Below are 13,162 nucleotides of genomic sequence, written 5' to 3'. Positions count from 1 at the left end.
TTACTAGCCATAGGATTACTCCTTTTTAGTTTGTCAGTCGCAGAGCCCCAGTATGACTACGTGGTAGAAAGCACACGGCCGGAATCTTGGCAGCGCTGTTCACACCCACTTCGTAAGCCTGGCCGATGGGCTCGCCAGAGCACCAATGCTTGACCTGCTCCAGCTCTTGCTCGGCGGGTTGTTTCAGAGACGCTTGATCTCGATACCGCGTTTTCTCAGCACGTAGCCGATCTGGCGCGGGGTCAAACCGAGCAGGCGCGCCGCCTTTGCCTGCACCCAGCCACACTTTTCCATGGCAGCAATGACCGTATCGGCATCGGGCACCCTACCACGACTCGTGGCAGGGCCTATCGGCGCTTGCCCGTCGCCGACGGGCGGGGCGGCACAGGCGGCGGAAGGCTGGATCGTAGTCGACTTCTCTGACGTCGGCGGTCCGTTCTTCCACAGCGCCGCGGCCAAGCACTGATCCGCGTAACAGGCAAAGTCAGTTCTGAGGATTGATGGACCCGTCGCCAGAACTGCCGTCCGTTGAACGCAGTTTTCGAGCTCTCGGATGTTGCCTGGAAATTCGCAGTTCATTAGCACCTCAATCGCTTCGGGAGCGAAGGTCAGCGTGTGATCATTCTCAGTATTGAAATTCTTGAGAAACTGAGCGGCCAAGAGCGGAATATCACCTCGCCTTTCGCGCAATGCCGGCACGCGTAAAGTGACGACGTTGATGCGATAATAGAGGTCTTGCCGGAACTCCTTGCGTTGAACTGCCGTTTCCAAGTCCCTGTTCGTTGCGGCAATCACGCGAACATCAACTTTAATGGTGTGGTTGCTGCCGACGCGCTCAAACTCCTGCTCCTGCAGGACACGCAGCAGCTTAGCCTGGAACGAACCTGATATTTCGCCAATCTCGTCCAGAAACAATGTGCCTTTGTCGGCAGCCTCAAAGCGCCCCTTGCGCAAACTGCTCGCGTCGGTGAAGGCACCCTTCTCATGACCGAACAAGTCAGATTCCAGAAGCGTCTCGGTGAGCGCCGCGCAATTGACCTTGATGAAGGGCTGCTTGGCGCGAGGCGAGAGCTCGTGAATGGCTTTGGCAACCAGCTCCTTACCGGTTCCGGATTCACCTCGCAACAGGACCGTAGTCTTCGCCTTGGCCACCTTGACAAGGTGCTCACGCAGCTTGCGCAGCGCCTGACTATCGCCAAGCATCTCCTTGCTGATCTTTTTACGTTCCATTTGGCAGCCCATCCCACTCCGCCACCCGCCGGTAGAACTGCACTGGACGGTGAGCTGTGTTGTATTTCGTCATCATCATTCTCGATCTCACCTTTGTTGCTTCGAAATTTTCGGCGCGCGGACGCCCTCGGCAAATGGCAATGGCGCCTGAGCATCGTTGCCTTTCACCAGGACGAGCGTCTTCCTCCGCGCGGGCGCTCGCAATATGCGGTTTGCGCAGGCCTTTACTCGACCGGTCGCTGTTCTGTCCGGCTTCTGCCGCACCGCAGCCTGCAAACTCATCCTTGACAAGAAAGGAGGGGAGTCAACCGAGCTCTCCTTGCATTTATGCAAGGAAAATTGTCAGTTTGATAGAATTCTATCAAAACGGCAGAAACGCCCCGCCCCAGTTTGGCTGTACCTGCGGCGTTCAGCGTACGTGACGACATGTGCGGACTTGTCCCAATTGCCATCCGAGTTGTGCGGAACAGTAGCTGCTGCGCTGTTCGCTTCAACCGCGTGAGGCCGGAGACAGTAGAGACGGCGGCTCGTCGAGCGAGGTTTCATTGTTCGGCTACTAAACCGGCTGTCCTTTGGTGGGAGTTGGTTTCGCCCAAGTTCTGGGCCTGGGGGCGTCTAGCCCGTTTCGCCGCACAGGCTCCTTCCACATCGTCGAGGCCGAGAAGGAGGGACCCCACAGCTCTCCCTGTATCACAATGCCCCGCCCCTCAAGCAGCTAGATACGACAGGTGACCTCAAATGAGGCGTCTTGCATGGCTTCTACACCTGCCTGAATGCCAGAACTGCGTTCGTACCGCCCATGGCGAAGGCGTTGCTCATGGCGACGCGCACCTTGCGCTCGCGCGGCACATTGGGTGTGATGTCGAGGTCGCAAGCGGGATCTGGCTCGCGATAGTTGGCGGTCGGCGGCACGACGTCCTCTTGGATTGCCATCACGCAGGCGATCATTTCAAGCGCGCTCGCTGCGCCGAGGCAATGCGCGTGCGTGGACTTGGTGGAAGAGATGGACATCGAATAAGCGTGGTTTCCAAACACACGCTTGATCGCCGCCGTTTCAGTCTGATCATTGCTTTTGGTACCGGTGCCGTGCGCGTTGAGGTAGTCGACGTCCTCGGCATTCAGCCCGGCATCGGCAAGGCAGGCGCGCATCGCCGACGCTGGCCCCTCGACAGATGGCGCGGCAATGTGGAAGGCATCGGCGGAAAGGCCGACGCCGGCGATCTCGGCAAGAATTGTGGCACCACGCCTCGTGGCATGCTCGTAGCTTTCCAGCACGGCCATGCCCGCACCCTCGCCCAGCACCAGGCCCTTCCTATCGGCGGAGAAGGGCCGGCAGGTATCGGGTGAAAGCACGCGCATTGCTTCCCATGCTTTCAGCACGCCCCATGCGAAGGGTGCGTCGCTGCCTCCGGAAACCATTACGTCGGCCCGGCCCAGCTTGATCTGGTCCACCGCCGAGGCGATCGCATGGTTGGCCGAGGCACATGCGGAGGTCACCCCGAAGACCGGCCCGCGCAAGCCGAGGCTCAAGCTCACCTGGCCGGCGGCGGCGCTTGGCATCGTTTTGGGTACAGCGAGGATGCCAACTCGCCTCGCGCCGTCCAAAAGGAGGGCCCGGTAAGTTTCCTCCATCACATCCCAGCCCAAGCCGCCGACGCCCACTGTCGCGCCGAAGCGATGGGCATTCCCCTCGTCGCAGGAAAGTCCGGCCTGCCGCATGGCTTCGCGCGCTGCAAGCACGGCGAGCAAGCTGAAGCGGGCCATGGAGACGAACTGCTTGCGATTGATGTCGTGCTGGGGCAGCGCCTTGATCTCAGCGCCGGTCATGCCCTCCAGGTCATGAAGCTCGGAATTGGCGATCGGGCCGATGGCGGAGCGGCCTTCGCGCATCTCTTTCCACATAGAGGCGGCGTCGGTGCCCAGTCCGCACAGGCCGCCCACTCCGGTGATAACGACGCGCCTGTCCATTCAAGCCTCCTTCGCAAGCAAGCCGCGGACGGCTTCCACGACGTCGCCGACATTCTTGAGATTGGACCAGGCATCGGCCGTGTTCATGTCGATCTTGATGCCGTAGGCCTGCTCCACATCCCAGAGGACGTCCGCCAAACCCAGCGAATCAAACCCGAGCGCGTCCAGTTCCGTGGCGATTGTTATCTCGCCGACGAATGACGTAGGCATTCCCTCACCGCTCTCCGACTCGGCGCGTTTCTTGATCAGGGCAATGACGTCCGTTGCGAATTGATCGGCCATTCTGTTTCCTGTCTTTCTTTCCCGCGTTTCGACCTGGACGCGGCTCAGTTCCTGAGGCGCGCCGCGTCGCGAAAGCCATCACGCTTGGGCAACTGACAAAGCCCAATGCTCATAAAGCCGGATCAGGTCCGGCCGGTGTGTGGCGTAGGTGCAGTATGACGATGTGAGCCGCTACACCGTGCGCGTCTCCCAGTCTGTCCATAGGCTCGGAAGAAGTCGGACCCGGTCAGTTGCAACTCCCTTTCCCAGCACTCCACTGCCCGGTAGAGCGCATGAAAAATCTCCTTTCGGGCGGTTTCTTAAGACGCTCGCCACGCCATGAGGCAGTGGGGGCATCGGTGTGCGTCAGGTGCTTCTGCCCATGCAGGATTCCAGAACATTGATGAAATCGTTTGTTTCGATGAAAGGCATCCACACTTTGGATAGTTGACCACGCGTTTCAAAGATCGTGAACTACATCTCGTCGTTGTGCTCGACGCACTCCCGACAGAGCGCAACCTCATGGGCGCGGCATGCAGGATTAACCGAGCCCAGCCGGTCATGAGTGCGGCCGGCGCTCGGCTGCTCGATTATTTGCGCGATAAGCTCGCGACCATGTCCGCGGAGGTATTCAAACTTAACGCTGCGTCCGGGAGCTCTTGCCCTCCAGTTCGCGACGCTCTCCCGCCCATCCAGTGCTCGTTTATTTCGTCGGATAGTTTGACCCGGCTCTACCGAATCGCCGCTTCAGGATCATTCTTCCCGATTTCGTCACGCTCGTATTTTCTGCCGCGTCCTACACCGATTGGGCGCGAACAAAACTGAGCGCCTTGGAACCCGAACCCGTGCGTCGTGACCGGGAGCATCCGGGGCGAACTCATCCGCTCGGGGGCATCGCATCACCGGACGGCGACAGGCACGGTCGACCGGCATCTCGGCATCGGCTGGGAATTCGTCCATGGTCTGCATTGGCGACGACGCTTCCTGAGGCCACGTAGCCCTTATGCCAAGCTGGGCGCCCGGTTTGCGGCATCCGTGCCTACCCTCTTCGGACCTCGTGGGTTCCAACCGGCGACGAGGCGTGCATAGGCGCCCTCGGCCTGCTCCACCCAGCGGCGCTCTTCTTCCCGGTGGCTCTTTATGTTGTAGGCGTGCGCTCCCTTTTGGCCGCGCACAGCCTTGCTCCCGGCCTTGAGTTCCACATCGCGCAAGCTTCTTGGCATGCAGGGAGGGTCGAGCCTACGCGTAACTCTCGCCCTTCTCAACAGATGACAGATCACGACAGAGAGTTTGCGTGCGGTTGCCACGGCCGCGACATGCTGTCCGCGCCGGGCTCGCACGCCGCAGGGAGAAGGCTCGCAACGGTCCGGGAGCACGAGCGGCCGCCCAGGCCGCCTCGACGAGCATGCCGCGCGCATGACCACGGCCCTGCTTGGTGATCCGCCCATGGTAGGCCGGACCTGGCCGGACTGCTGGACGCTTGGGTTCAACCCGAGATAGGTCACGAGCTTCTGCGGATCGTCGAAGCGCGACACGTCGCCGATCGCCGCCCTTCATCGCCAGCGCGACGGTGATGTCGACGCCGGGAATGGTCATCAGCCGCTTCACGCCTTCATCCTCGAGAGCCGAGCGGACAAGATCGCGTTCGATGACCTGGAGGTCTTCGCCCAATCGGTCGAACTCGCGCAGATGCCCATCGATCGCGAGGCGCTCGTCCTGCGGTACGACCTGCTCGATTACCAGGTCCGACCCTTGGCGCCGCACAGGTCGGCATGCGGGCAGGACGGATCAGGTGGCTATGAAGGATCGACTGGATGACGCTCTTCAATCGAGATCTCTGTCGGACAATCTGATTGCGCCGTGTCACCTGTCGACGCAGAGCCTGCGTCGGCTCGTCCGCAATCCAGACTTCTGGCAAGAAGCCGCTGGCATAGAGCTGCGCAAGAACGTCGGCGTCGATCGTCGTTTTGATCTTGGCATAGGCAACGATAAACACCTGTTTCGGCTTGGCGATCCCCACCTTCTTCACATGCGGCGCAATCACAGCTGCAGCGGACGTCGCGCTGCCGGTGGCCTCGATCACCCCGACATCGTTCGGCGACAGCTTCGCGGCGAACGCCGCCAGCAGATCGCGCCGCATGTCGACGCGGCCGAGTCGCCTGAGCCTGCCCTCCTCCCATGCCACTGCTTCGGCGAAGGCGCGGTGAATATCCAGTCCGATGATAAGCATGCCCGTTCCTCCTTCTTGGCTCGGTCAAAGACGGGAGCTGGCGGGCAACACGACATCTACTGATCCGCGCTCGCAGCGCATCCGGGAAAGTCGCCAGGGGCGGCCATGTAACGAGCTCGGGCTCTCAGCCCACGGTCTATTGACGGCCTGCCTGCACCTTTGTGCTCCCGGTGCCCCACGTCCCGGATGGGCTCACCATAAGGGCGTTCCAAAACAAGAACAGCAGGACGAGAAGACACCACAGATCACATACCGGATAGCGGCAAGGCCAAGCGCTTCGTTCAGATAGGCTTGCGCCAATGGGCTTAGGCCGAGCCTACAACAGCTCTCAAAAACGCTGCCGGACTGCTGCATTGGCTCGCCGATACAATTGGCACAGGCCTCACGGCAGCTTAGGATCAAACCGCCCATCAGTCGCCTCGGACTGGAAAGGTGCACCCTATTAGATTCCACGCCCAGCTAGGTCGGGGCCGCCGAAGACGCTGGTTGATAGCCCGGCGCCATCGGCCCGGCGTTTCAAACTGCCAATCTCTGACCTGCACAGTACGAACGATTGCTCGCTTCGGCAGATCACGCGGCTCATATGTCGGACCTTAACGTCATCCATCATAAACTTTTTGCGACAAAAGATTGCAAGAATGCTAAATTGTTAAAGTCGTTTGTTTCGGTTAAAGGCATCCATCCCATGGATGGCTGATGACATGCGTTTCAAAGGACTTGATCTAAATCTCCTCGTTGTGCTCGACGCACTCCTGACGGAGCGTAATCTCTCGGCGGCGGCACGCAGGATCAACCTGAGTCAGCCCGCCATGAGTGCGGCCGTCGCCCGACTGCGCGATTATTTCCGCGATGAACTGTTTACGATAAGAGGTCGCGAACGATTTCTAACCCCGCGTGCGGCAGCATTTGCCCCCGCAGTTCGCGACGCTCTCCAGCACATCCAGTGCTCGATTATTTCTTCGGATCCGTTTGACCCAGCTCGAGCCGATCGCCTCTTCAGGATCATTCTTTCCGATTTCGTCACGCTCGTGTTTTTCGAAAAGCTTGTGGAGCGTATTTCACGGGAAGCCCCCGCCGTCAGCTTCGAACTGCTGCCTGTCGACGATAGCCCCGATGAGCTTCTCCGGCGCGGTGACGTCGATTTTCTAATTCTACCGGATATGTTCACGTCGAGTGTGCATTCAAGCATTGCGCTGTTTGACGAGAAGCTCGTGTGCGTAGGCTGTCCCACAAACAAGCAGCTGCCACAGCAGCTTACATTCGAGAGATACATGTCGATGAGGCACGTCGCGGTCAGGTTCGGGCGTACGATGAAGCCGTCTATCGAGGAATGGTTTTTGCTTGAGCATGGCCTTAAGAGACGTGTCGAGGTCGCCGTGCAGGGCTTCAGCATGATTCCACCTATGGTGTCCGGCACAGCTCGTATAGCGACCATGCCCTTACGGCTGGTCAGGCATTTCGAAAAAACGTTCCCCCTGCGGGTTATCGAACTTCCGCTGCCATTTCCCACATTCACCGAGACCCTCCAATGGCCGGCCCTCCACAATAGCGATCCGGCAAGCATCTGGATGCGGGAGATAATGATACAGGAGGCATCTCGGATGGCTGCCCCGCTGTGAACCCTCGGAAAATTCAGGCGCACCTATAGTCACTACACCTGTCACCATCTACTTTGACGACAATAGCCCTCGCCGGATAAAGTCGATGCTGGCGGCAAGTGCGCCTGCGAGATCGTCCAGAGAATGGACTTCCTCGATCAGCTCGAACGAGAAAGGTCCCGCGTAGCCGCCATCCAGCAGCGCCTGAATCTGGCTGCCATTGTCGGAACCTGCAAGAAAGCGATCGGGGTAAATCCAGAAGGTCGGGTCGTTTACGCTTGAAATGTGCACCAGGCCGGTAAGCTCGCAGAACAGGCATGTCTCCCCGGCCAGGGTGTGGTGGAACGTGTCGTGCACGAGGCGAAAGACGGACTGGCCATCAACCGCGGCAACGGCCTCGGCCGCTTCCTTCTTTGATCGAAGCGAGCAGGTTCGGAAACCCAGCGGCTCGATGAGACCGATCAGACCCCGCGACTGGAGGATTGGCTTGATCTCGTTTAGAGCGAAACGAAGATTGTCCTGGCGCTCGCTATTGGTGGGCCACGAGCTGCGGTTGGCCGGCACCAACACGAGCGTCTCTGCCCCGCACGCCGTCGCATAATCGGCGAGGTTGCTTGCCTCGGCCTGACGCGTTGGAGTCCAGTCGTTGAACCGCTGCAAGGCGTTGACAGAGATGATCGTGACGCCCGCTTCGGTAGCGGCAAACCGAACGTCCGCAGCCGGAATGCCGCGTGCGACAGGATTGCTGAAATGAGGGTAACGGATTTGGACGTCGGTCAGGCCTTGGTCACGGGCAAGCGCGAAAAGCGCACTGACGTCAAGGCGGGGCGCCGCCATGTGATCGAGTGCAAAGCGGGGCGATACCTGGCGCATTGCTTGACTTTCCTTCCATGAAGCGCGGCTGCCATTTCGGCATCCGGCTTCTTTCAAGACGGAACCACGCCGGTTCACAGATCGGACAGAGACGGCCGAGTCAATCGAGCTTTCCTTTCATCGGTGAAAGGAAAATGGGCGCTCATGATAGAAATCCATCAAGGTCAAATATTTTCCGGAAGATAAATGTCGAACGGCAGAAATGTCTGCCCCGGGCTCTCCGCGACGCCGGCTTTGATGGCCCGCTCCATTGCCATTATCAGCTCCTGGCAAAGTCGGCGCATTGGCGTGCCGACCGCCATCGTCAAGATGTCATCCGCAAGCGCCCCACGTGACTGCGGCGTCATTTCACTCACGATCGCGACGAGATCCTGACCGCTCCCCTCTTCTCGGAGCGCGGAAATTGCTCCCTCTATACCCCGCCGGCCATATAGAAGCCGACGAGCTCTGGTTCCCGCTGCATAAGATCCAGCAATTTTTCGTAAGTGAGCTGCCGTTCATCAAGGTTCACGAGCGGATCAAGCACCTCGAATTTGGGCGCGTTCTCACGAAAATAGGCACGAAAGGCCGTTTCCCGCGTCGCATGCGCCTGGAAGCGATGGCTTCCGACAAACACCGCCACCTTGCCGGGCCGTTTTGCGGCCTTGGAAAACACCCAAGCGGCAGTCCGTCCGACCTTGCTGTTGTTGAGGCCGATGTAGCCCTCGCGCACGCCATCGGCGAAGTCGGATAACAGCGAAAATACCGGGATACCTTTCGCCTTGAGCTCCTCGACTGATGCTGTGATTTTCGGGTGATCGGCCGCCACCATGGCGATCGCCTGGCAGCGGCTTCCAAGGTCCTTAAGAAGCGGGAGCAGGTCACGCGGCAAATGTGACTGCGCGAACTCGATGATCGGAAGGCCGTGGAAGGATTTAGCCATACTGACCGACTCTTCAATATTGCGAGCGAAATCTTGGTAAAAATCGTGGGCAGGTTTTCTCAAGATGAAGCCCAGCTTGTAGTGCGGCAGGTGCTGCTGCAAGCGCTGTTTGATGAGACCGGCAGCATGATAGCCGATCGCGTGCGCGGCCGCATGGACCCGCTGGGCGGTCTCCTCTCGCACCGGAAGGCGGACGTTCAGAACCCGATCGACTGTTGCTACGCTGACTCCGGCTTCGCGGGCGAGATCGGCAATTGTGACGCGCTTTCCCCTAGCGATTCTGATCGGCCGGTCCTCCGTCATCCGGTGCGATCCCGCGACGGCTTGGGGCGGCAAGCTGAAATAGTTACCACACCCCACGGTTGATAACGCATTCGACGAACAGCGCTCCATGCGGACCCAGATGAGTTTCCGTGAACCGTTCGTTTGCTTAGGGGCTTCATGGTGTTGTATTACTCTCCGCGTTAGTACACTATTTCCAGCGCTCTTTGGAGGCCGGCAATTCGACTGCTGTGAAGGCCGTGACTTACACGTCGCGCTATTGCTTGCTTGCGGGGAGCCCGTTTGATGTAACCCTAACCGCGGAAAGCGGCTTCCATCCGGGACTGGTCCAATTCGCCTTCCCAGCGAGCGACAACGAGCGATGCCACCGCATTACCGACTAAATTCGTCAGCGCGCGGCATTCCGACATGAAGCGGTCCACGCCAAGAATTAGAGCCATTCCGGCAACGGGAACACTCGGCACGACAGACAGAGTAGCGGCCAATGTGATGAAGCCGGCGCCGGTGACGCCTGCCGCACCCTTCGAGGAAAGCATCGCAATTAGCAGCAGGAGGATCTGATCGGCAATTGACAAATCTGTGTTCGTCGCCTGCGCGATGAAGAGGGCGGCGATCGTCATGTAGATATTGGTGCCGTCCAGATTGAATGAGTATCCAGTAGGGATGACGAGACTTACGACCGAACGCGCGGCGCCGGCCTTCTCCATCTTCTCCATGAGCGAGGGCAGCGCGGCCTCCGAGGAGGACGTTGCCAGGACAAGCAGCAGCTCGTCCTTGATGTAGCGGACAAGAGAAAAGATCGAGAAGCCGTTGCAGCGGCAGACCACGCCGAGAACCCCGAACACGAAGAGGAAGGCGGTCAGATAGAACGTCGCGACCAGTATCGCGAGGTTGGCCACCGAACCGATTCCGTATTTGCCGATCGTAAAGGCCATAGCGCCGAAGGCGCCGATGGGTGCAGCCTTCATCAGAATGCCGACGAGCTTAAAAATGGGGGCGGTGAGCGCCTGGAGAAAGGTAACGACCGGCCTGCTCGTCTCTCCGGTCATCGCCAGAGCAATGCCGAACAAGACCGAGAAGAACAAGACTTGCAGGATGTCGCCTTCCGCGAAGGCACTGGCAATCGTTGACGGGATGATGTTCATCAGGAAGCTGGTCACGGACTGCTCGTGAGCCGTGGCCACATAGCCCTTAACGGCTTCGACATCGAGCGAGGCCGGATCGATGTTGAGGCCGGCGCCAGGCTGAACGATATTCGCGACAATCAGCCCGACAACGAGTGCAAGCGTCGAGAAGGTAAGGAAATAAACCATCGCCTTGGCGGCAACTCGGCCGACCTTCTGCAGATCGCTCATGCCGGCAATGCCGGTCGCAATTGTCAGGAAGATGACAGGTGCGATAATCATCTTGATGACTTTGATGAAGGCATCGCCGAGCGGCTTCAGGCTTTGGCCGGTTTCCGGATAGAGGTAGCCAATTGCGGCTCCAAGGACCATGGCGGCAAGTACCTGCACGTAGGTCCGGGCAAAATGGCGCTTGCGGGGCGCTGCGATCGCGCGGGGGACTCTTGGAACCAACATCGTTTCTCTCTCCCTGACCGGATCGGGGTGGGGGCTCCTCCTTCTCCCATGCTGCGCTCCGGTCGAGCGCTGCTGTCATCTCGGAGCAAGCGCCGTGCCAACTGGACGCCTGTCCCGTCCAGCGAGATTGGTGCAGTTGCGCACTGGAACCCTCCACCTTGCCGGAATTCTGCACTCGAGGCTCGCCAAAGATCGCGTCTGAGGAAGTGCTTCATCAGAGAGGGAATTGACCAGGTCGCCTTGCGCCCGTGCCCTTTGATGTTCGCCGCAGATCGACTGCCGGTTGCCTTGGTGACTTTGGTTTGTCAGTTTTGGAACGGAATGCGCGCAAACTGCAGGATATCCTACACGCCCATCAGAGCACGCGGTACAAGCGATTAAGCGTAGGAGCGCATTGAATCTCCGAGGTCAAAAATCTTGAATAAGGTCCGCGTGCGAAGTGAATCCGCAACTCGTCAAAGTTCTCCACCGTTTGATCAAGCGGTCGCGTTTCCTGGCGCTGCAAGATGGCGTTATCTGATGGCTCAAGCGCTGGAACGCCCAGGAAATCCCAAACCGCTCCCAAGCATTGGGCAGGTTCGTGAAGTAGGCTCTCGTATTCCATTACAAGCAGGTTGGTCGACGTGAAGGAGTCCATAACGCGAGCGTGAAAATCGTCGGCGGCTTTGAAATAAGCCTCACAGTCGGCGATTGACAACCTGACGCTCGGTGGCCGAGCGGTATCGTTGTCCGAGCTGAACTTCAGCCACTGACCGCTTTCCCTGGCCTGCACAAAGGATCGGAGCGATTCCAATACGTTTCGGCGAACAACGAGGATGACCTTGAGTGCTGGCCAACGAGCTAATTCCGCAAAGAATGCTGGACGCTCGCGAAACTGAGGTTCATTGATCTTGCAGCCAAGATGCGTCACATTCTTGTAGTCGCGCATAGGGCAGCGCACATAGGCAAGCTCAAGAAGCTCGCGATCCGTGCCTAGCAGGCGATCCGTGCTGGGCCAATTGGGATCATATTCGTTTAGCAACTCACCGTTACTCAGAACGGTCGGATGCTCGTTTAGCAATTCTTCTAAATAGTGTGTTCCGGTCCTTGGCATAGCAAGGATCACAAAAGGCTCAGGAGTTGGTTCGTTGTGGGTCATTGCATGTGTATCCAACTAAATAATGGCCGCGACGGTCTGGGGACGCGCACAAGAAGCTTGGCTGCTATCGCTTGAACGCTCCGGGTGGGTCCGCGCGCCTCACCACCCAGCCTGTACTCCGAGGTGTGGTCGCGAAGATGGGCGCGTGCCTGCAGCGGCTGGGTGGCGCCCGGCTTCGGCGTTGTTGTACCACTCGCGATTCCTGGCACACGCATGCCTCCGGGCCGCTGGGGGCAGTTTGCAATCCGGCATTGCGGACCTCCTTCTCGTTGATGGGCGTAGGTAAGCGTCAACGCATTAGTCGTCGATGAAACAGTCCAGCCGACAGAAAAAAAGGCAATACAGCGAACATGCAAAGTGCGCCTATATGCAGCCCTACATTGTCGCCCAGGCGGCCGAGCATCACCGGACGGATTAGATCGATAGAATTCGCCAGCGGCGAGAAGGCCGCAATCTGCTGAAACACTCCTGGCAATTGGCCGACTGGAAAAACCGCGCCCGAAAGGAACAGCATGGGTGTGATGACAAGCGTCTGATAGAAAATAAAATAGTGATAACTGGGCGCGAGCGCGATGACGAGCATGGCCAGGCTCGCAAAGGCGAACCCGGTGAGAGCGATGACCGGCAGCACGTAGAGAACCGACGTCCACGCGGCATAACCTAGCGCGGCGGCAACAATCGCAATTGTCGTACCGGCCAGAAAGGCCTTTGTGGCTGCCCAGGTCAATTCACCGAGAACGATGTCGCCGAGGGTAAGTTGTGTGTGCAGGATTGCTTCCCAAGTGCCCTGATCGCGCATTCGACCGAAAACCGCGTAAATTGTTTCGAAGGTTGATGCTGTCATCGCGCTCGTCGCAACCATGCCGGCTGCCAGAAAGGCGATGTAGGATGCACCTTCGATGCGGCCTACCAACAGTCCAAGGCCAGTGCCGAGCCCGAAAAGGTAAATCATCGGATCAGCAAGGGTGCCGAGCATTGAAGCAAATGCCACCTTCTTCCATGCCAGATGATTGCGGCGCCACACCGCGATCCAGTTCCAGGCGTTGGCGGGTAGAGCGGCCGCAAAACGTTCACCCATTG

General features: G+C 58.9%; 9 protein-coding genes and 3 pseudogenes. 1 reads left to right on the top strand and 11 read right to left on the bottom strand.

The window, feature by feature from the left end; translation table 11 throughout:
• Positions 1-183: 183 nt before the first annotated feature.
• The 6 genes and pseudogenes from nifA to EJ077_RS32675 all read right to left on the bottom strand — a co-directional run.
• Positions 184-1,227, bottom strand: a pseudogene (gene nifA / locus EJ077_RS00980) (nif-specific transcriptional activator NifA); the annotation flags it as partial.
• 762 nt (positions 1,228-1,989) lie between these two features.
• A complete protein-coding gene (locus tag EJ077_RS00975) occupies positions 1,990-3,198 on the bottom strand; it encodes a beta-ketoacyl-[acyl-carrier-protein] synthase family protein (protein WP_126057636.1) in 1,209 nt (402 codons plus the stop codon).
• A complete protein-coding gene (locus tag EJ077_RS00970) occupies positions 3,199-3,480 on the bottom strand; it encodes an acyl carrier protein (protein ID WP_126057635.1) in 282 nt (93 codons plus the stop codon).
• A 980-nt stretch (positions 3,481-4,460) separates the two neighbouring features.
• Positions 4,461-4,949, bottom strand: a complete 489-nt coding sequence (locus tag EJ077_RS32685) for a hypothetical protein (protein ID WP_306462659.1) — start codon at positions 4,947-4,949, stop codon at positions 4,461-4,463.
• A pseudogene (locus EJ077_RS32680) lies at positions 4,870-5,055 on the bottom strand (IS110 family transposase); the annotation flags it as partial. The gene EJ077_RS32685 and the pseudogene EJ077_RS32680, both read right to left, overlap by 80 nt.
• A 16-nt stretch (positions 5,056-5,071) precedes the next feature.
• Positions 5,072-5,689, bottom strand: coding sequence for an IS110 family transposase (locus EJ077_RS32675; protein WP_306462657.1), 618 nt, complete (start codon positions 5,687-5,689; stop codon positions 5,072-5,074).
• Positions 5,690-6,390: 701 nt separating this feature from the next.
• Between EJ077_RS32675 and EJ077_RS00960 the strand changes: the two genes are divergently transcribed.
• Positions 6,391-7,308 carry a LysR family transcriptional regulator gene (locus tag EJ077_RS00960; RefSeq protein WP_024505887.1) on the top strand — a complete coding sequence of 306 codons (918 nt, stop codon included), beginning with the start codon at positions 6,391-6,393 and terminating at the stop codon, positions 7,306-7,308.
• Positions 7,309-7,356: 48 nt separating this feature from the next.
• On the opposite strand, the gene EJ077_RS00955 is transcribed toward EJ077_RS00960, so the two are convergent.
• From EJ077_RS00955 to EJ077_RS00935, 5 genes and pseudogenes are all read right to left on the bottom strand, one after another.
• On the bottom strand, positions 7,357-8,160 hold the full coding sequence (locus EJ077_RS00955; protein ID WP_024505888.1) for a TIM barrel protein: 804 nt from the start codon (positions 8,158-8,160) through the stop codon (positions 7,357-7,359).
• Between the two features lie 164 nt (positions 8,161-8,324).
• A pseudogene (locus EJ077_RS00950) lies at positions 8,325-9,385 on the bottom strand (LacI family DNA-binding transcriptional regulator).
• A gap of 272 nt (positions 9,386-9,657) precedes the next feature.
• Complete coding sequence (locus tag EJ077_RS00945) at positions 9,658-10,944, bottom strand: dicarboxylate/amino acid:cation symporter (protein WP_126063813.1); 1,287 nt, start codon at positions 10,942-10,944, stop codon at positions 9,658-9,660.
• A 355-nt stretch (positions 10,945-11,299) separates the two neighbouring features.
• Positions 11,300-12,082 (bottom strand): sulfotransferase domain-containing protein, encoded by a 783-nt coding sequence (locus EJ077_RS00940; protein WP_208699256.1) that lies wholly within the window; start codon positions 12,080-12,082, stop codon positions 11,300-11,302.
• 289 nt (positions 12,083-12,371) lie between these two features.
• Positions 12,372-13,160 carry an ABC transporter permease gene (locus EJ077_RS00935; RefSeq protein WP_029356621.1) on the bottom strand — a complete coding sequence of 263 codons (789 nt, stop codon included), beginning with the start codon at positions 13,158-13,160 and terminating at the stop codon, positions 12,372-12,374.
• Positions 13,161-13,162: the final 2 nt, after the last annotated feature.

The sequence above is a fragment of the Mesorhizobium sp. M8A.F.Ca.ET.057.01.1.1 genome (assembly GCF_003952565.1).
GTDB lineage: Bacteria > Pseudomonadota > Alphaproteobacteria > Rhizobiales > Rhizobiaceae > Mesorhizobium.
Note: the sequence above shows the minus strand (reverse complement) of the source record. Positions and strands in the feature narration are given on the sequence as shown.

Coding starts and splice junctions, on each gene's coding strand:
- EJ077_RS00960 (WP_024505887.1), top strand. CDS start 6,391: ATGCGTTTCAAAGGACTTGATCTAAATCTCCTCGTTGTGCTCGACGCA.
- EJ077_RS00970 (WP_126057635.1), bottom strand. CDS start 3,480: ATGGCCGATCAATTCGCAACGGACGTCATTGCCCTGATCAAGAAACGC.
- EJ077_RS32675 (WP_306462657.1), bottom strand. CDS start 5,689: ATGCTTATCATCGGACTGGATATTCACCGCGCCTTCGCCGAAGCAGTG.
- EJ077_RS00945 (WP_126063813.1), bottom strand. CDS start 10,944: ATGTTGGTTCCAAGAGTCCCCCGCGCGATCGCAGCGCCCCGCAAGCGC.
- EJ077_RS00935 (WP_029356621.1), bottom strand. CDS start 13,160: ATGGGTGAACGTTTTGCGGCCGCTCTACCCGCCAACGCCTGGAACTGG.
- EJ077_RS00955 (WP_024505888.1), bottom strand. CDS start 8,160: ATGCGCCAGGTATCGCCCCGCTTTGCACTCGATCACATGGCGGCGCCC.
- EJ077_RS00940 (WP_208699256.1), bottom strand. CDS start 12,082: ATGACCCACAACGAACCAACTCCTGAGCCTTTTGTGATCCTTGCTATG.
- EJ077_RS00975 (WP_126057636.1), bottom strand. CDS start 3,198: ATGGACAGGCGCGTCGTTATCACCGGAGTGGGCGGCCTGTGCGGACTG.